Annotated in this window: 13 protein-coding genes; 9 read left to right on the top strand and 4 right to left on the bottom strand. The window is 72.5% G+C overall.

The annotated features are described in order from the left end of the window. The first annotated feature begins 307 nt into the window (after window positions 1-307). Window positions 308-1,951, top strand: coding sequence for a protein kinase (locus O7599_RS19420; RefSeq protein ID WP_281616875.1), 1,644 nt, complete (start codon window positions 308-310; stop codon window positions 1,949-1,951). A 29-nt stretch (window positions 1,952-1,980) separates the two neighbouring features. On the opposite strand, the gene O7599_RS19415 is transcribed toward O7599_RS19420, so the two are convergent. Continuing rightward, complete coding sequence (locus O7599_RS19415; protein WP_281616874.1) at window positions 1,981-2,673, bottom strand: response regulator transcription factor; 693 nt, start codon at window positions 2,671-2,673, stop codon at window positions 1,981-1,983. 353 nt (window positions 2,674-3,026) lie between these two features. On the opposite strand from O7599_RS19415, the gene pdhA reads away from it, so the two are divergent. From pdhA to O7599_RS19390, 5 genes are all read left to right on the top strand, one after another. Further along, window positions 3,027-4,430, top strand: coding sequence for a pyruvate dehydrogenase (acetyl-transferring) E1 component subunit alpha (pdhA, locus tag O7599_RS19410; RefSeq protein ID WP_281616873.1), 1,404 nt, complete (start codon window positions 3,027-3,029; stop codon window positions 4,428-4,430). A gap of 2 nt (window positions 4,431-4,432) precedes the next feature. After that, window positions 4,433-5,437 carry an alpha-ketoacid dehydrogenase subunit beta gene (locus O7599_RS19405; protein ID WP_281616872.1) on the top strand — a complete coding sequence of 335 codons (1,005 nt, stop codon included), beginning with the start codon at window positions 4,433-4,435 and terminating at the stop codon, window positions 5,435-5,437. Window positions 5,438-5,458: 21 nt separating this feature from the next. Further along, on the top strand, window positions 5,459-7,057 hold the full coding sequence (locus O7599_RS19400; RefSeq protein ID WP_281623439.1) for a dihydrolipoamide acetyltransferase family protein: 1,599 nt from the start codon (window positions 5,459-5,461) through the stop codon (window positions 7,055-7,057). A gap of 149 nt (window positions 7,058-7,206) precedes the next feature. Further along, on the top strand, window positions 7,207-7,869 hold the full coding sequence (locus O7599_RS19395) for a GntR family transcriptional regulator (protein ID WP_281616871.1): 663 nt from the start codon (window positions 7,207-7,209) through the stop codon (window positions 7,867-7,869). Beyond that, window positions 7,866-9,188, top strand: a complete 1,323-nt coding sequence (locus O7599_RS19390; protein WP_281616870.1) for an MFS transporter — start codon at window positions 7,866-7,868, stop codon at window positions 9,186-9,188. Before O7599_RS19395 ends, O7599_RS19390 begins: the two co-directional genes overlap by 4 nt. 39 nt (window positions 9,189-9,227) lie before the next feature. On the opposite strand, the gene O7599_RS19385 is transcribed toward O7599_RS19390, so the two are convergent. After that, window positions 9,228-9,785 carry an XRE family transcriptional regulator gene (locus O7599_RS19385; RefSeq protein WP_281616869.1) on the bottom strand — a complete coding sequence of 186 codons (558 nt, stop codon included), beginning with the start codon at window positions 9,783-9,785 and terminating at the stop codon, window positions 9,228-9,230. Window positions 9,786-9,860: 75 nt separating this feature from the next. Here O7599_RS19385 and O7599_RS19380 point away from each other — a divergent pair, with 75 nt between their 5' ends. After that, window positions 9,861-11,474, top strand: a complete 1,614-nt coding sequence (locus O7599_RS19380) for a bifunctional NAD(P)/FAD-dependent oxidoreductase/class I SAM-dependent methyltransferase (RefSeq protein ID WP_281616868.1) — start codon at window positions 9,861-9,863, stop codon at window positions 11,472-11,474. Between the two features lie 775 nt (window positions 11,475-12,249). On the opposite strand, the gene O7599_RS19375 is transcribed toward O7599_RS19380, so the two are convergent. Beyond that, on the bottom strand, window positions 12,250-13,368 hold the full coding sequence (locus tag O7599_RS19375) for a rod shape-determining protein (RefSeq protein ID WP_281616867.1): 1,119 nt from the start codon (window positions 13,366-13,368) through the stop codon (window positions 12,250-12,252). Between the two features lie 110 nt (window positions 13,369-13,478). Then, on the bottom strand, window positions 13,479-14,303 hold the full coding sequence (locus O7599_RS19370) for a maleylpyruvate isomerase family mycothiol-dependent enzyme (RefSeq protein ID WP_281616866.1): 825 nt from the start codon (window positions 14,301-14,303) through the stop codon (window positions 13,479-13,481). Between the two features lie 133 nt (window positions 14,304-14,436). Between O7599_RS19370 and O7599_RS19365 the strand changes: the two genes are divergently transcribed. Together O7599_RS19365 and O7599_RS19360 are read left to right on the top strand one after the other, a co-directional pair. Beyond that, the gene (locus O7599_RS19365; RefSeq protein WP_281616865.1) at window positions 14,437-15,219 is read left to right on the top strand and encodes a carbon-nitrogen family hydrolase; all 783 of its coding nucleotides are present in this window, start codon (window positions 14,437-14,439) and stop codon (window positions 15,217-15,219) included. An 88-nt stretch (window positions 15,220-15,307) separates the two neighbouring features. Next, the gene (locus tag O7599_RS19360; RefSeq protein ID WP_281616864.1) at window positions 15,308-16,858 is read left to right on the top strand and encodes a recombinase family protein; all 1,551 of its coding nucleotides are present in this window, start codon (window positions 15,308-15,310) and stop codon (window positions 16,856-16,858) included. Window positions 16,859-16,886 lie beyond the last annotated feature (28 nt).

Here is a 16,886-nt window from a genome sequence, read left to right as displayed (position 1 = left end):
GCTGAAAGTCTGCCTCAGGCAGAGGAGAGGTCAAGCGGGTTGCCCGTTCCGTGACCACCTGCCCCCTTGCGCGGTCCCCTTTGCACCCCCTTTACCCGTCACGCGTCGCGCGTCGGCGCCTGCCCGGTGCCCGCCGCCGATCCCCACCGGACCCGTCGGGGATTTGCGTACGGACCCCCCTACCCGGTTGCATGTTCCGTTCAGCGGGATCCGGTGTGTCGGGGGCAGGAGGTAGCGTGCCTCGTAACCGGATGGACGACGGAACACCGACGAGACGACGACGAGACCGAACCACCGCGAGGAACTGATGTCACAGACGGAGCCCCCCGAGGAGCCGTCGGCGAACGGGCCGGGCCGCGGCGGTATGGCTGACTCTCCGGAGAACTGGGGCGTCGGCGGGCTCGTCGGGGACGGGCGCTACCGGCTGACCCGCCGCCTCGGCCGCGGCGGCATGGCCGAGGTCTTCGCCGCGGAGGACGTGCGTCTCGGCCGCGAGGTGGCGGTCAAGCTGCTGCGCAGCGACCTCGCCGAGGACCCGGTCTCCAAGGCCCGGTTCACGCGCGAGGCGCAGTCGGTCGCGGGCCTGAACCACCACGCGGTCGTCGCGGTGTACGACTCGGGCGAGGACCAGGTCGCCGGCAGCACCGTGCCGTACATCGTCATGGAGCTCGTCGAGGGCCGGACGATCAAGGAGCTGCTGACCGGCGCCGAGATCCCGCCGCCCGACCAGGCGCTGCTGATCATCTCGGGGGTGCTGGAGGCGCTGGCGTACAGCCATCAGCACAGCATCGTCCACCGCGACATCAAGCCCGCGAACGTCATCATCACCACCACCGGCGCGGTGAAGGTGATGGACTTCGGCATCGCCCGCGCGCTGCACGGCGCGGCCTCCACCATGACGCAGACCGGCATGGTCATGGGCACGCCGCAGTACCTCTCCCCCGAGCAGGCGCTCGGCCGGGCCGTCGACACCCGCTCCGACCTCTACGCCGTCGGCTGTCTGCTGTACGAGCTGCTGACCGGCCGGCCGCCGTTCGTCGGCGAGACCCCGCTGTCCGTGGTCTACCAGCACGCGCAGGACAACGCCGTGCCGCCGTCCCAGATCAGCGCGGACGCGCCGCCGGAGCTGGACGGCCTGGTGATGCGCGCGCTGGCCAAGGAGCCGGACGACCGCTTCCAGACCGCCGACGAGATGCTCGGCCTCCTGCAGTACGCGCTGCGCATGCTGCGCGACGTCGGCCCGCACACCGGCACGTGGGACACCGGCGACGTCGCCGTCGGCGGTACGCCGCCGATGGGCACCCCGGCCGTCGGCGCCACCGCCGCCACCGCGGCGCTGGCCTCCGCGGGCGCCGACACCCCGCAGCAGCCGCTGCTGCGGCAGCGCGGTCCTGACGACGGCGGCTTCGAGCCCGGCCCGCGCCGGGCGGGCCGCGGGCGCGGGAAGGTGTGGGCGATCGCGGCGCTGGCGGTGGTCGCCATAGTGATGGGCGTGGCCTTCGCGCTGAGCGGCGGGGACGAGGACCGCCCGAAGCAGGCGCCGCCGTCGCCCTCGACGCAGGAGCCGTCGCCGACGAAGGACAAGGAGACGGAGAAGGACACGCCGTCGCCCACGGAGGAAGAGCCGACGTACGAGGACGACGACCCCACGTGGGAGGACACCACCGAGCCGCCGCCGGAGACGTCGCCCACGGACTCCCCGACGGACACCGGCAGCCCGACGGGATCGCCCAGCGAGCCGACGGAGGACGTCGGCGGCACGACGAGCGAGGGCAGCGGCAGCACGACCGAGGGCGGCACGCAGGGCGGCACGACGGGCGAGACCACGGGGGAGACGACCGGCGAGACGACCGGGGAGACCACGGGCGAGACGACGGGCGAGACGACCGGGGAGACCACCGGCGAGACGACCGGGGAGACCACCGGCGGCAGCGCCGGCACGGAGGGCTGACCCGGGCCGTCCGCCCCCGGGGCGCGGTCCTACCCCTCGCGGTCGCCGCCGCGGTCGCCGCCGCCGCCCTGTTCCGCCTGGCGGCGGGCGACGTACGCCGCCGCCTGGGACCGGCGCTCCATGCCCAGCTTCGACAGCAGGCTGGACACGTAGTTCTTGATCGTCTTCTCGGCCAGGTGCAGCCGTTCGCCGATGGCCCGGTTCGTCAGCCCCTCGCCGATCAGGTCGAGGATCCTGCGCTCCTGGTCCGTCAGCCCGGCCAGCCGCTCGTCCTCCCGGCCGCGCCCGCCGGCGCGCAGCCGCTCCAGCACCCGGGCGGTGGCCACCGGGTCGAGCAGCGACTTGCCGGCGGCGACGTCGCGTACGGCGGTCAGCAGCTCGTTGCCGCGGATGGCCTTCAGCACGTACCCGGACGCGCCCGCCATGATCGCGTCGAAAAGGGCCTCGTCGTCGGCGAACGAGGTGAGCATGAGGCACTTGATGCTCTCGTCCCGGGAGCGGATCTCCCGGCACACCTCGACGCCGCTGCCGTCCGGCAGCCGGACGTCGAGCACGGCCACGTCCGGCCGTACCGCCGGGATGCGGACGAGCGCGTCGGCGGCGGTGCCGGCCTCGCCGACGACCTCGATGTCCGGCTCGGCCTGAAGCATCTCGTGTACCCCCCGACGGACCACTTCGTGGTCATCGAGCAGGAATACGGTGATTCGTCCATCTATGCCCACTCTGTCAGTCTCACACACCGGGTCTTCCCGCGCTCACGGCCGCCGGGATAACGTGCCAGTGTCCCGGCAGCCTGCGAGGCTGTGACCAGTGGACCTGATGCCGACGAGGCGAGCCGGCTCCTGCATTACTAGGAAATCAAAGCAAAACCGCAGGTCAGGACCGCTTCGCGAAGCAGCGGACCACTGTGTAACGTGCCTGCCAGTGGGAAGGATGCCGGGCGCCTGTCACCCCCGACCCTCCTCGGTGCACCCACCCCGTGCACGGAGGGGAATCGGGTGAGCCGCCCTCCGCTGCCGCGGGGGACCGAAGGCCACCGGCGATCCCGGGGGCCGGAGAGACGTCAGGAGAGACCGTGACCGAGAGCACTGCCGCGCGCGACCCGCGCCGCAGCAGCAAGCGCACCAGCGGGAGCGACGGCGGGAGCGCGGCCGCGACGGCGGCGCCCGGGACGCCCGCGGCGTCCGCGGCGCCCGCGAAGAAGGCCGCCGCCAAGAAGACCGCGGCGAAGGCCGCGAAGAAGGCGGCACCCGCGAAGAAGACTGCGCCTGCCCAGAAGACGGCGCCTGCCAAGAAGGCCACGAAGGAGACCGCGAAGGCGGCCAAGACGGCCAAGGCGGCCAAGAAGGCGACGGCACCCACCAGGCCCTCGCCCCACGGCTCTGCCGACGTCCCCGAGCTGGTCCAGCTCCTCACCCCCGAGGGCGAGCGCGTCGAGCACCCCGAGTACGCCGTCGACCCGAGCCCCGAGGAGCTGCGCGGCCTCTACCGCGACATGGTCCTCACCCGCCGCTTCGACGCCGAGGCCGTCACCCTCCAGCGCCAGGGCGAGCTGGGCCTGTGGCCCTCGCTGCTCGGCCAGGAGGCCGCCCAGGTCGGCTCCGGCCGGGCGACCCGCGAGGACGACTACGTCTTCCCCACGTACCGCGAGCACGGCGTCGCCTGGTGCCGCGGCGTGGATCCGACCCTGCTGCTCGGCATGTTCCGCGGCGTGAACAACGGCGGCTGGGACCCGAACGGCAACAACTTCCACCTCTACACGATCGTCATCGGCTCCCAGACGCTGCACGCCACCGGCTACGCCATGGGCGTCGCCAAGGACGGCGCCGACTCCGCCGTCGTGGCGTACTTCGGCGACGGCGCGTCCAGCCAGGGCGACGTCGCCGAGTCGTTCACCTTCGCCGCCGTCTACAACGCCCCGGTCGTCTTCTTCTGCCAGAACAACCAGTGGGCCATCTCCGAGCCGACCGAGCGCCAGTCCCGCGTCCCGCTCTACCGCCGCGCCGCCGGCTACGGCTTCCCCGGCGTGCGGGTCGACGGCAACGACGTGCTCGCCGTGCTCGCCGTCACCCGCAAGGCGCTGGAGCACGCGCGCTCCGGCCAGGGCCCGATGCTGATCGAGGCGTACACCTACCGCATGGGCGCCCACACCACCTCCGACGACCCCACCCGCTACCGCCGCGACGACGAGCGCGCCGCCTGGGAGGCCAAGGACCCGATCCTGCGGCTGCGCACCCTGCTGGAGCGGGAGCACCTCGCCGACGAGGCGTTCTTCGCGGAACTCGACGAGGAGAGCGACGCGCTGGCCAAGCGGGTGCGCGAGGCCATCAGGACCATGGCGGACCCGGACCCGATGGCCATCTTCGAGAACATCTACGCCGACGGGCACGCCGTCGTGGACGAGGAACGCACGCAGTACGCGGCGTACCTGGCGTCCTTCGCGGACGAGGCGGGCGCCGCCGCCGGGAAGGGGCACTGACCATGGCGGTCGAGAAGATGGCACTGGCCAAGGCGATCAACGCCTCGCTGCGCACGGCCATGGAGGACGACGCCAAGGTGCTCGTCCTCGGCGAGGACGTCGGCAAGCTCGGCGGCGTCTTCCGCGTCACCGACGGGCTGCAGAAGGACTTCGGCGAGGACCGGGTCATCGACTCGCCGCTGGCCGAGTCCGGCATCGTCGGCACCGCGATCGGGCTGGCGCTGCGCGGGTACCGGCCGGTGGTGGAGATCCAGTTCGACGGGTTCGTCTTCCCCGCGTACGACCAGATCGTCACGCAGCTCGCGAAGATGCACGCGCGGGCGCTGGGCAGGGTCAAGCTGCCGGTCGTCATCCGGATCCCCTACGGCGGCGGCATCGGCGCGGTGGAGCACCACAGCGAGTCGCCCGAGGCGCTGTTCGCGCACGTGGCGGGGTTGAAGTGCGTCTCGCCCTCGACGCCCGCGGACGCGTACTGGATGCTGCAGCAGGCCATCGCCAGCGACGACCCGGTGATCTTCTTCGAGCCCAAGCGGCGCTACTGGGACAAGGGCGAGGTCTCTCTGCCTGACAGCGGCTTCGCCGCGGGCTCCGCCATTCCGATGGCGCTGCACGAGGCGCGGGTCGCCCGGGAGGGCACGGACCTCACCCTCGCGGCGTACGGGCCGATGGTGAAGACGTGCCTGGAGGTCGCCGCGGCGGCGGCCGAGGAGGGCACGTCGCTGGAGGTCCTGGACCTGCGCTCGATGTCGCCGATCGACTTCGACGCCGTGCAGCGCTCGGTGGAGAAGACCGGCAGGCTGGTCGTCGTGCACGAGGCCCCGGTGTTCTACGGCTCCGGCGGCGAGATCGCCGCGCGCATCACGGAGCGGTGCTTCTACCATCTGGAGGCCCCGGTGCTGCGCGTCGGCGGCTTCCACGCGCCGTACCCGCCGGCGAGGCTGGAGGAGGAGTACCTCCCCAACCTGGACCGCGTGCTCGATGCCGTCGACCGCGCGCTTGCGTACTGAAGAGGGAGCGTGTCCGAGACCATGAGCAACACCGCGCGCCTCCGCGAGTTCAGGCTGCCCGACGTGGGCGAGGGCCTGACGGAGGCGGAGATCCTCAAGTGGTACGTCCGGCCCGGCGACGAAGTGCACGACGGCATGGTCGTGTGCGAGGTGGAGACGGCGAAGGCGGCGGTCGAACTGCCGATCCCGTACGACGGGGTGGTGCAGGAGATCCGCTTCGCCGAGGGCGACACGGTCGACGTGGGAACGCCGATCATCGCGGTCGACACGGAACCCGGGGCCGCGGCTCCCGGGGCCGCCCCCGGACCCGGTGGGACCGCGACCCCGTCGTCCGACGCCGCACCCGCACCCGCACCGGGCGGCGGCGAGCCCGCCGGGCCGGCGCCCGAGGCGCAGCCCGCCGAGCCGGTCGCGGAGTCCGGCGGTGCCAAGCGGCAGCCGGTGCTCGTCGGCTACGGCGTATCGCAGGGCTCGACGAAGCGCCGGCCCCGCAAGCCGCAGCCCGGCGCCGAGCCGGCGGCTGCGGCGGCGATCCAGGCGGAACTGAACGGCGGGACCGCGGCACCCGAGGCGCCGCAGGCACCCGGCGGCCCCGCCGGCACGGCGGCCCCGGGCACCGGCCACGGCGCCTCCGCGCCGGGCGGCTCCGCCGCCGCGGCACCCGCCGCGCCCGCCGCAGGCGGCACCGCAGGCGGTCGCGTCCTCGCCAAGCCGCCCGTGCGCAAGCTCGCCAAGGACCTCGGCGTCGACCTGACCGCCGTCGTGCCCACCGGCGACGGCGGCGTCGTCACCCGCGACGACGTCCACGCCGCCGCGGCCCCCGCGCCGGCCCCGGCCGCGCCCGCGGAAGCCGCACCCGCGGCGCAGCCCGCGCAGCCGGAACCGCAGGCCGCCCCCGCCGCGGAACCGGCCCCGGGCGCCCGCGAGACCCGTATCCCCATCAAGGGCGTCCGCAAGGCCACCGCCCAGGCGATGGTCACTAGCGCCTTCACCGCGCCGCACGTCACGGAGTTCGTCACCGTCGACGTCACCCGCACGGTGAAGCTCGTCCAGGAGCTGAAGGAGGACCCCGACCTCGCCGGGCTGCGGATCAACCCGCTGCTGCTCGTCGCCAAGGCCCTTCTGCTGGCGATCCGGCGCAACCCCGAGGTCAACTCCGCCTGGGACGAGGAGCGTCAGGAGATCGTCCGCAGGCACTACGTGAACCTGGGCATCGCCGCCGCCACGCCCCGCGGCCTGATCGTGCCGAACATCAAGGACGCGCACGCCAGGTCGCTCCCCGAGCTGGCCACGGAGCTGGCCGGTCTCGTGGCCACCGCCCGCGAGGGGAAGACCACGCCGGAGGCGATGCAGGGTGGCACGGTGACGATCACCAACGTCGGGGTCTTCGGGATCGACACCGGTACGCCGATCCTCAACCCCGGCGAGCCGGCGATCCTCGCCTTCGGCGCGATCAGGCCGCAGCCCTGGGTGCACAAGGGCAAGGTCAAGCCGCGGCAGGTGACGACGCTCGCGCTCTCCTTCGACCACCGGCTCGTCGACGGGGAGTTGGGCTCGAAGGTGCTCGCGGACGTGGCGGCGGTCCTGGAGCGGCCGAAGCGGCTGCTCACCTGGGGCTGACGCCCGTACGGCGGTACGACGAAGGCAACGCGCACGCCCCCGGCCCCGCAGACGGGCGCCGGGGGCGTCCGCGTGCGTACCCGTGAACCCTCTGTCCGCATCGCGGACGGCGGCGACGTACGCATACCTGTTGTATCTATGCTGTGCGCATGCCCCCGAGCCCCGCCGTCCCGGTCAAGCCCGCCCCCGCCGCCGACCGCGTCTACGCGCACGTCAAGCAGGGCGTGCTCGAACGGCGTTACGAGGGCGGCACGATGCTCACCGAGGGCGAGCTGGCCGACGCCGTCGGCGTCTCCCGTACGCCCGTGCGCGAGGCGCTGCTGCGGCTGCAGGCCGAGGGGCTGCTGGAGCTGTACCCGAAGAAGGGCGCGTTCGTCCTGCCCGTCTCCGCGCAGGAGATCGCCGACGTCGTCGAGACCCGGATGCTCGTCGAGGAGCACGCCGCCCGCCGGTCCGTCCCCGCGCCCGCCGCGCTGCTCACCCGGCTCGAAGAGCTGCTGGAGGAGCAGCGCCGGCACGTCGAGGCCGACGACCGCGCCGCGGCCGCCGCCACCGACCGCTGCTTCCACGCCACGATCGTCCGCAACGCCGGCAACGACATCCTCGTCCGCCTCTACGACCAACTCCGCGACCGCCAGCTCCGCATGGGCGTCGCCCTGATGAACGCCCAGCCCGGCCGTATGCACCGCTCCCTCGCCGAGCACGCCGAGATCCTGTCGGCGCTGCGCGGCGGCAGCGCCGACACGGTCGCCGCCGCGGTCCACGGGCACGTCGCCTCCGTCCGGGACCTGCTCCGCGGGGACCTGCGGTGACCGCCGTGCGCGCGGGGGGCGCCCCCGGCGCCCGCGGCCTGCCCGGCGACCCACCCGGCGGCCTGACCGCCGCCGCCGTCTGGGGCGTCGGCGTCGCCGTCTACTTCGTCGCCGTCACGTACCGGACGAGCCTGGGCGTCGCCGGCATCGACGCCGCCGAGCGCTTCGACGTCGGCGCCTCCGCCCTCTCCGGCTTCTCCATCCTCCAGCTCCTCGTCTACGCCGGCATGCAGATCCCCGTCGGCCTGCTCGTCGACCGGTTCGGCACGCGCCGGGTGCTGGCGATGGGCATCGTGCTGTACACGGCGGGGCAGTTCGGCTTCGCGCTCTCCGGCACGTACGGCGCCGCGCTCGCCTCCCGCGCGCTGCTCGGCTGCGGCGACGCGATGACGTTCATCAGCATCCTGCGGCTCGGCGCGCGCTGGTTCCCCGCCCGCCGCGGACCGCTGATAGCGCAGCTCGCCGGGCTCGTCGGGATGGCGGGCAACCTGGTCTCGACGCTCCTGCTCTCCCGCATGCTCCAGGAGTTCGGCTGGACCCCGACCTTCGCGGGCAGCGCGGTGGCCGGCGCGGTCATGCTCGTCCTCGTCCTGCTCTTCCTCCGCGACCAGCCCCGCGACTACGTCCCGCCGCCCCCCGAGGACCACCACGGCCGCGGCATCCGCCGGCAGATAGCCGGCGCCTGGCGCGAGCCGGGCACCCGGCTGGGCTTCTGGGTGCACTTCACCACCCAGTTCCCGGCGATGGTCTTCCTGCTGCTGTGGGGGCTGCCGTTCCTCGTCGAGGCCCAGGGCGCGAGCCGCGCGGAGGCCGGCCAACTGCTGACCCTGCTGGTGCTGTCCAACATGGCGGTCGGCCTCGTCTACGGCCAGCTCGTCGCCCGGCACCACGCGGCGCGGCTGCCGCTGGCGCTGGGCACGGTGGCCGCGACGGCGGCGGTGTGGGGCACGGTGCTGAGCTGGCCCGGGGCGCACGCGCCGGGCTGGCTGCTGGTGGTGCTGTGCTGCGTGCTGGGCGCGTGCGGCCCGGCGTCGATGATCGGCTTCGACTTCGCCCGCCCGGCGAACCCGCCGGAGCGGCTGGGCACGGCGTCCGGCATCGTCAACATGGGCGGCTTCACGGCCTCGATGACGACGCTGCTGGCGGTCGGGCTGCTGCTGGACGCGACGGGCGACCGCTACGGCATCGCCTTCGCGAGCATCTTCGTCCTGCAGATCCTGGGAATCACCCAGATCCTGCGGCTGCGCGTGCGGGCCCACCGCCGGGAACGCGAACGCCTGGTGGCGAGCCGCGTCTCGGCCGTGCACGTCCCCGCGTGAGGCGGGCCGGCGGCCGTCCCCTGTTCCGGTGCGGCCCGCTCAGTGGTGCACGTGCGCGCGCTGTCCGTCGCGGTCGAAGATCATGATCAATTCGGCCGGGCCGCCCAGGGCCGTGATCGCGTGCGGGACCATGGTCGTGAACTCCGCCGCCTCCCCCGCCTCGACGTCGATCCGCCGCTCGCCCAGCCACAGCCGCACGCGCCCTTCGAGCACGAGGAACCAGTCGTGGCCCGGGTGTACCCGTTGGCCGGGCGGCGCGTCGGACGGCTCCAGGCGCATCTTCACCGCGACCGTGCGCCCGTCGGGACGGCTCAGCGGCCACGTCGTCCGGGTGCCGCTGCTGTGCGCGACCGGACGGATCACGACGTCGTCGTCGGTGGGCACCTCGAAGAGCACGTCGAGACTCACCTGGAGGGCGTTGGCCAGCGGTACGAGCACGTCCAGGCTCAGCGTGCGCTTGCCGGTCTCGACGCGGCTGATGGTCGACGGGCTGAGGTTGGTGCGCTCTGCCAGCTCGTCGAGGGAGTAACCCAGGGTGGTGCGCATGCTGCGCAGGCGCGTCCGCGCCAGGGCCTCGATGTCGGCGACTCCGTTCACGCTCCCATCCTGGCACGTCTTGCTGATTGCGCAAGACCTCTTGCCGATATCGTCGTGCGAGGTACCTTCGGACCCATGAGCGACCACGCCGAGCACGACAGCCACGCCGAGCACCTCACCCTGGAGCGTCACTGCGACGTCGCCGTGATCGGCGGCTCGGCCGCCGGTCTCGCCGCCGCCCTGCAGCTCTCCCGCCAGCGGCGCAGCGTCGTCGTGGTCGACGACGGCACCCCGCGCAACGCCCCGGCCGCGCACATGCACGGCTACCTGGGGCGCGAGGGGGGCGCGCCCGGCGAGCTGACGGAGGCCGGGCGTGCGGAGGTACGCACGTACGGTGGGGAGGTGCTCTCCGGCCGTGTCGTGGGGGTGCACCGCCGCGACGACGGCCGGTTCCGGCTGGACCTCACCGGCGGGCATGCGCTGGTGGCCCGGCGCGTCCTCGCCGCGACCGGCCTGTCCGACGAACTCCCCGCGATCGAGGGCGTCGCCGAGGGGTGGGGGCGCGGCGTGATCCACTGCCCGTTCTGCCACGGCTTCGAGGTGCGCGACCAGCGCCTGGTGCAGATCGTCACTCACCCCCTGGGCCTCCACCCGACCCCGCTGTTCCGGCACCTGACCGACCGGATGGCCGTCGTGCTGCACGACCCGACCGGGCTCGACGAGGGAGTCGTCGAAACCCTCACCGCCTCCGGCGTCATCGTCGAGCGCGGCGAGGTCAGCCGGGTCCGCACCGGGCCGGACGGCGAGGTGTCCGGGGTCGAGCTCGGCGACGGCCGCGTCCTTGAGGCCGACGCCGTCGTGGTCGGCTCGCGGTTCCGGGCACGCGCCGACGTGCTGGCCGGGGTGGGGCTCACCACCACCCCGCACCCGACCGGCGCCGGTGACGTCCTCGCGGTCGACCCGCGCGGCGAGACCGCCGTACCGGGTGTCTACGCCGCCGGCAACGTCACCGACCCGAGCCTGCAGGTACTGCCGTCGGCCGCCCAGGGCAGCCAGGTCGGCGCCATGATCGCCTTCAGCCTCGCCGAGGAGGACCTCCGTGCCGTCGCGCGGCGCTCGGGCGAGGAGGCCGACTGGGACCACCGCTACGGGGGGCCCGACCGGGCGTGGAGCGGCAACCCCAACGGCACGCTCGTCCACGAGGCCACCCCCCTGACACCGGGCCGGGCTCTCGACGTCGGAACCGGCGAGGGCGCCGACGCCCTGTGGCTGGCCGGGCACGGCTGGAAGGTGACCGCCACCGACATCTCCGGCAACGCGCTCGCCCGGGTGCGCGCCGAGGCCGAACGCCGCGGGCTCGCCGTCAGCCTCGTACGCGGCGACGCCAACGATCCCGCACCCTTCGGCACCGAGACGTTCGACCTGGTCTCGCTGCAGTACGGCTCGTTCAAGCGCACGCCCGACCAGCGCGGTCTGCGCAGCCTGCTCGCCGCCGTCGCCCCCGGCGGCACGTTGCTGGTCGTGCATCACGACCTCACCCCCCTGCGCGACCCCGTGGACGTGGCGACCCAGACCCGGATGTACGACCCGGAGGCGTTCGTCGGGGTCGACGAGGTCGCCGCCGCGCTCAGCGCCGACCCCGGCACCTGGCATGTCGAGATCCACGAAACCCGGCCACGGCCCCCCGGCGCGGCCAGCACCCACCACGTCGACGACGTCGTCCTGCGCGCAACCCGACGAGCGGACTGACCACGCTGCCGGATCCGTCGGCGCAGCCGACGCCCACCGGCGGTCCGCCGTTCAGCGCGACGGCAGCCAATGGTGCTCCTCGCCCTGCGCACGTGCCTGCCTGGTGAACCGGTTGCGTCTTGGCCACGTGACGAAGGTGACCCCCTGTAAGGTCACCAGAAGGAGGCGCTGTGCCTGCTGAGTCTCAGCAGTTCACCGAACTGGAAATCGAATACACCATGGCTCTGGGAGCTGGTCTGGAGATTTGGGATCCCAGAAGTGCGGTAGCCCGAGGGGAACTTGTCAGCGAAGGCCCTGGTCTCCCGCACGGTCTTGAGATGGAGCGGCGGAGGCAGGAAGCGATCCAGCGGCTTACCAAGCATGAGGGGCTCCGTGAAAATGCCCGTGGTGCCATCGCACAGGGCTATCGCGGTGGTGCGTTTTATGAGCGGGGGGCGTTGACAAGCCGCGCCAACGCGGGGGCGCCCAACCCGCTATCTGATCCGAACGTCGCTTTGCCCTCACAATGGGCCGCGCAGACTTTGCCTCCTGGGACTTCCCCTCAGTCCTCCGCCCCGGGGGGCCGCGCCGGGACCGCCTATCCGCCCCCGAATCAGGCCGCGCAGGCCAAGCCTTCTCAAGGTCAGGGCCGCAAGTAGACGTGGGGGAAAGGTCGGCTTCCACAGCAGGTCTCCGCCGGAAGTCCGGTTGGCACAACGACAGAACCGGCCGCCCGGACAAGCGGTCACTGATCGCCTACGACCACTGACCGCAACGACCCCTGAGAATCCCTCATCTAGTCCGTCGCGACCTCCGTGGGCACGTCGGCCGCCGGGTTGGCCTGCGGGGCGGGCGCCGTCGTCGGCTCGTGGAAGCTCGCCGGGCCCGAGGTCGCGTCGGGGACGGACTCCGGCGGAGCCCCCTTCTCGATCATCGAGCCGAGGCCCACCACCGCCGCCACGTCCGGGCGTTCCGCGATGTGGACCGGCAGCCCCACCGACGTACGCAGCATGCTCTCCAGGCCCGGCATCGTCGCGCTCTCGCCCGCCAGCACGATCCCGCGGTCCCCGATGTCCGCCACCAGATCCGGCGGGCAGCGCCGCAGCACCGAGCGGATCCCGTCCAGCACCGCCAGCATCGGCACCCCCGCCGCCTGCCCCACCGCCGCCGGGTCGACCTGGACCGTACGCGGGCGGCCCGAGACCACGTCGCGGCCCAGCACCTCCAGCGTGGCCGCGCCCTGCGCGCCGGCGAGCGACAGCTCGCGGTGCACCTGGCTGACGGTGTGGCTGCGCAGCATCACCTCGTGGTTGATGCGCAGATGCTCCACCAGCGCCCGGTCGACGGCCTGCCCGCCCACCGGCACCTTCTCGGCGGCGACGACGTTGCCCAGCGACAGCACCGCGATCTGCGTCATCGCCGCACCGCACACCACGATCAGCGTGCCCTCCGCGGCCAGCACCGGCAGCCCGCAGCCCACCGCCGTGGCGATGAGGGTGTCGACGAGGATCACCCGCTTCGCGCCCAGCCCCGCCAGCGTGTCGATCATCGCCCGCTGCGTCAGCGGCTCGACGTCGTGCGGGGTGCAGGCCGCGGCCCGCAGCGCGGGATGGAAGCGCCAGGATCTGCGCACCTTGGCGTGGATGAGGTGGCGCAGCATGCGCTGGGCCATCTCGATGTCGGTGATGCCGTTCGGCCCCACGGGCCGGGCGACCTGGATGTGCGCGGGGGTCCGACCCGTCATCGCCTCGGCCTGCCCGCCGACGGCCACCAGGGCGCCCGTGCGGGAGTTGATGGCGACGGCGCTCGGCTCGTCCACGACGAGGCCGATGCCCTTGAGGTAGACGCGGGTGCGGGAGGCCCCGATGTCGACGGCGACGCTGCAACGGAGAAGCTGATCCTGGCTGATACTCACATGATCAGCCTGGGGTGCCCGGGCCGGAGGCGCCCGCCGGGCTGTGCCGGTCGGATGAGGGCTCCCCCCTTACGGGTGAGGGCGGCGCCCGCGCGAGCGCGGGGAGCGGCTCAGTCCGTCACCGCGAAGTGCCGCAGGACCGCCTCCGCCAGCTTCTGGTCGCCCTCGACCTTCACCCGGTCCGCCAGCGCCGCAGCCCGCTGCCGGCCCGTCGCCAGCCACAGGTACGTCTCCCAGTCCGTCGTCAGCGTCACCGTCGGCCCGAGCGAGACGCTGCCGTCGATGGAACCGCTGCCGTCCTCCCCGACCCGTACCGTACGCATGAACTCCACCGGGCCCGTCACGTCCACGACCACGACCGACCCCGCCCGCGCCCCCGCGTCCTCGGCCACCACCTTCGGCAGCCGCGCCAGCAGCTCGTCGCGCACGAGGAGCGCGCCGGGCGAGTCGAGGTTCCCGGGCTTGCCGAGCGCGCGGCGGATGTCCTGCTCGTGCACCCAGATGTCGAAGGCGCGGTAGCGCGTCAGCTCCGCGACCGTCATCTCGCTGCCGAACGCCCCGCGCACCTTGGTGTCCGGCGCGCGCTTCTCGTCGCGGAGCTGCCGCCGGCGGCGGATCACCGTGTACTCGAGGTCGGCGGTCATCTCCGGCGCGGTGTGGTGGCGGCGCGTGTCGACCTGCACCTCGACGTAGCGCGCCTTCTCGCTCGTGATGTGCACGAGGTCGGCGGGCAGGTTGTGGATCGGGCGCGGGTCGCCGAGTGCCTCGCACTCGGCGCCGATAATGTGGGAGACGACATCCCGCACGGACCACCCCGGCAGTCCGCTTCGACGGCTCCACTCCCCCTCGGAGAGCGGTGCCACGAGTTCGGATATGGCCTCGGCCGAGTGGGCCCAGGCATCGATGGACGGCTGGAGGCTGGAGTGGACGGTCACACTACCCCTCACGGGATCGTTCGCGAGATGCACGGCAGGCCCTAAGTTACGCTGCGCGCGGGTGCCCCGGCAGTGCTTTCGGGCGACGATTGTGCGGTGAGGCGGACGACTTGGACTTCGAGGTGGTGGTAAGGTGCGCGCTTCTCTGATCCAGTTCCGGGTGGATCCGGACGAAACGGTGGAAAGCCGACGGGCCCGGGCGGCCGCGCTCGTACGCGCCGAGGAGGGCTCCGGGCTGGTGGTACTGCCGGAGCTGTGGCACCTGGGCGCGTTCGCCTACGACGACTTCGCGACCGGGGCGGAGACCCTCGACGGGCCCACGGCCGCGGCGATGGCGGCGGCGGCCCGGGACGCGGGCGTGTGGCTGCACGCGGGGTCGGTCGTGGAACGGGACGCCTCGGGCACGCTGTTCAACACCAGCCTGCTCTACGCGCCGGACGGCTCCTTGGCGCGTACGTACCGCAAGATCCACCGCTACGGCTTCGACCGCGGCGAGGCCGTCCTCATGGGCGCGGGCGACGAGCTCGTCACCGCGCCCCTCCCCGACACCGTCGCCGGCCTCGCCACCTGCTACGACCTGCGCTTCCCCGAGCTGTTCCGGGCCCTGACCGACAAGGGCGCGCAGACCTTCGTGATCCCCGCCGGCTGGCCCGCGGAGCGCCGCGCGCACTGGCGGCTGCTGCTGCGGGCGCGGGCGGTGGAGAACCTGGCGTACGTGCTGGCCTGCAGCACGGCGGGGACGACCGGCGGGGTGGCGCAGGCCGGGCACAGCATGATCGTGGACCCGTGGGGCGAGATCCTCGCCGAGGCGGGCGAGGGCGAGGAAGTCCTGCGGGCGGAGCTGGACCCGGCGCGGGTGACGAAGACGCGGGAGGAGTTCCCGGCGCTGCGCGACCGGGCGCTGGGGCGGCCGTAGCGCCGACGCCGCATTGCGTGGGCGCGTCGTGATCACCGACTTTGGAAAATCAACAACAGAGCACCGAACCTGCGATCACACTGAGTGTGTGCACCAGGACACGTTCTGTGATCTCTACCTCCGCCTGTCCCTCGACCGGGACGGCAAGACTGCTATCGAACGGCAGGAAGCCGACTGCCGTGCGTGGGCCGAACGCAACGGGCTGACCGTCCGCAAGGTCCACATAGACAGAGGACGCTCCGGTTACAAGACCGCCGCACGCAAGGGCTTCGACGCCGCGTTGGCGGCTGTAACGGCGGGCGTCGTCGGCACGCTGATCGTCTGGAAACTTGACCGTCTGTCCCGCAAGGGGATCGGCCAGGTGGGCAAGGTGGTGGACGACATCGGGGAGGCCGGCGGCCGTCTCGTCTCGGTCGTGGACGGTCTTGACACCTCGAACGACTCGTCGCGCACGGCCGTCGTGATGCTCGCTGAGCTCGCCCGGTCCGAGTCGGAAAATCTCGGCTCGCGTGTCGGGCACGCGAAGCGCTACCTCCGCAGCAAGGGCCAGTGGATCGGTGGACAGCCCCCGTACGGGCTGCTCATCGACCCGAAGACCAAGAAGCTCGTGCACGACACGGATCATGCCGTCTACGCCCGCATGATCGCGGATGAAGCGCTCGCCGGGACATCGTTGGTCAAGATCGCCCGACTCCTCAACGAGTACGAAATCCTCTCGCCCAGGGGCGGGCAGTGGAACGCGGCCAGCATTATGCAGCTCCTGCGTTCCCCTGCGTTCGCCGGTCTGATGCCGGAGACCGAGAGCGTCGAGACGGATGGCGGCGAGCGGAAGTACACCGGCAGGGTCTTCCCGCACCGCGATCCCGAGACGTCGGACACCGTCGAGATCGGCGAGGGGATCATCACCGTTGGAGAGCGTGAACAGATCATCCGCACGCTGGAGTCGAGAACGTTTGTGCACGCAGGAAAACGGCGACCGAAGCGCGAAGGGACGGCACTGCTTACAGGGCTCGTCTACTGCGCGGTTCCTGGCTGCGGTCGCCGGATGCACCGTGTGGGCGGCAGCTATCAGTGCATGGCTCGTCGCGCGGGCAACCGGTGCATCGGAGCGTCAGCGTTGGCTGAGGCCGTGGACAACTACGTGACCGAAGAGTTCCTCACCAAGCTCCCGGCACTCGAACCGGACGATCTGCTGCTCGTGGCGATCACTGACCGCTGGGTGCACCGCGTGGACCCGGAGACCTTCGCCAAACGTGATGCACTTGCTGCCGAGATCCAGGATGAGGAAGCCCGCTTGGCCGACCTGGAGGAGGCGCGCTACGTTCGGGGCGAGTTCAATGGCGCCAGAGCCCTGGAACGCTACAACCGGCTTTCGGAACGCCTGAGGGGGCGCATCGAGGGGCTTCGCACCGATCTCCGCAATCTCCCCATGCCTTCCCTGGACGTGTCGCGGATACTCGACAACCTCACCCTGCGAGAGGCGTGGGCGGATGCGACGAACGAAGACCGGCGCGGTCGGTTGTCGCTCGCCATGGATCGGGTCGAGGTGAGCAAGGGAGTGCGCGGGCAGCGGATCATCCCTGAGCAACGCATCCAGATCCATTGGGCCAAGCTGCCAGGCCCCGACACCGCCACTTGAGGGGGCGTCTCGGCGTTCTCGGTCCGGG

Origin of the sequence: Streptomyces sp. WMMC500 (genome assembly GCF_027497195.1) — a bacterium.
Taxonomy (GTDB): domain Bacteria; phylum Actinomycetota; class Actinomycetes; order Streptomycetales; family Streptomycetaceae; genus Streptomyces.
Note: the sequence above shows the minus strand (reverse complement) of the source record. Positions and strands in the feature narration are given on the sequence as shown.

Excerpts from the sequence above, each read along its gene's own strand:
- O7599_RS19420 (WP_281616875.1), top strand. The coding sequence starts at position 308 with ATGTCACAGACGGAGCCCCCCGAGGAGCCGTCGGCGAACGGGCCGGGC.
- O7599_RS19405 (WP_281616872.1), top strand. The coding sequence starts at position 4,433 with ATGGCGGTCGAGAAGATGGCACTGGCCAAGGCGATCAACGCCTCGCTG.
- O7599_RS19400 (WP_281623439.1), top strand. The coding sequence starts at position 5,459 with ATGAGCAACACCGCGCGCCTCCGCGAGTTCAGGCTGCCCGACGTGGGC.
- O7599_RS19395 (WP_281616871.1), top strand. The coding sequence starts at position 7,207 with ATGCCCCCGAGCCCCGCCGTCCCGGTCAAGCCCGCCCCCGCCGCCGAC.
- O7599_RS19380 (WP_281616868.1), top strand. The coding sequence starts at position 9,861 with ATGAGCGACCACGCCGAGCACGACAGCCACGCCGAGCACCTCACCCTG.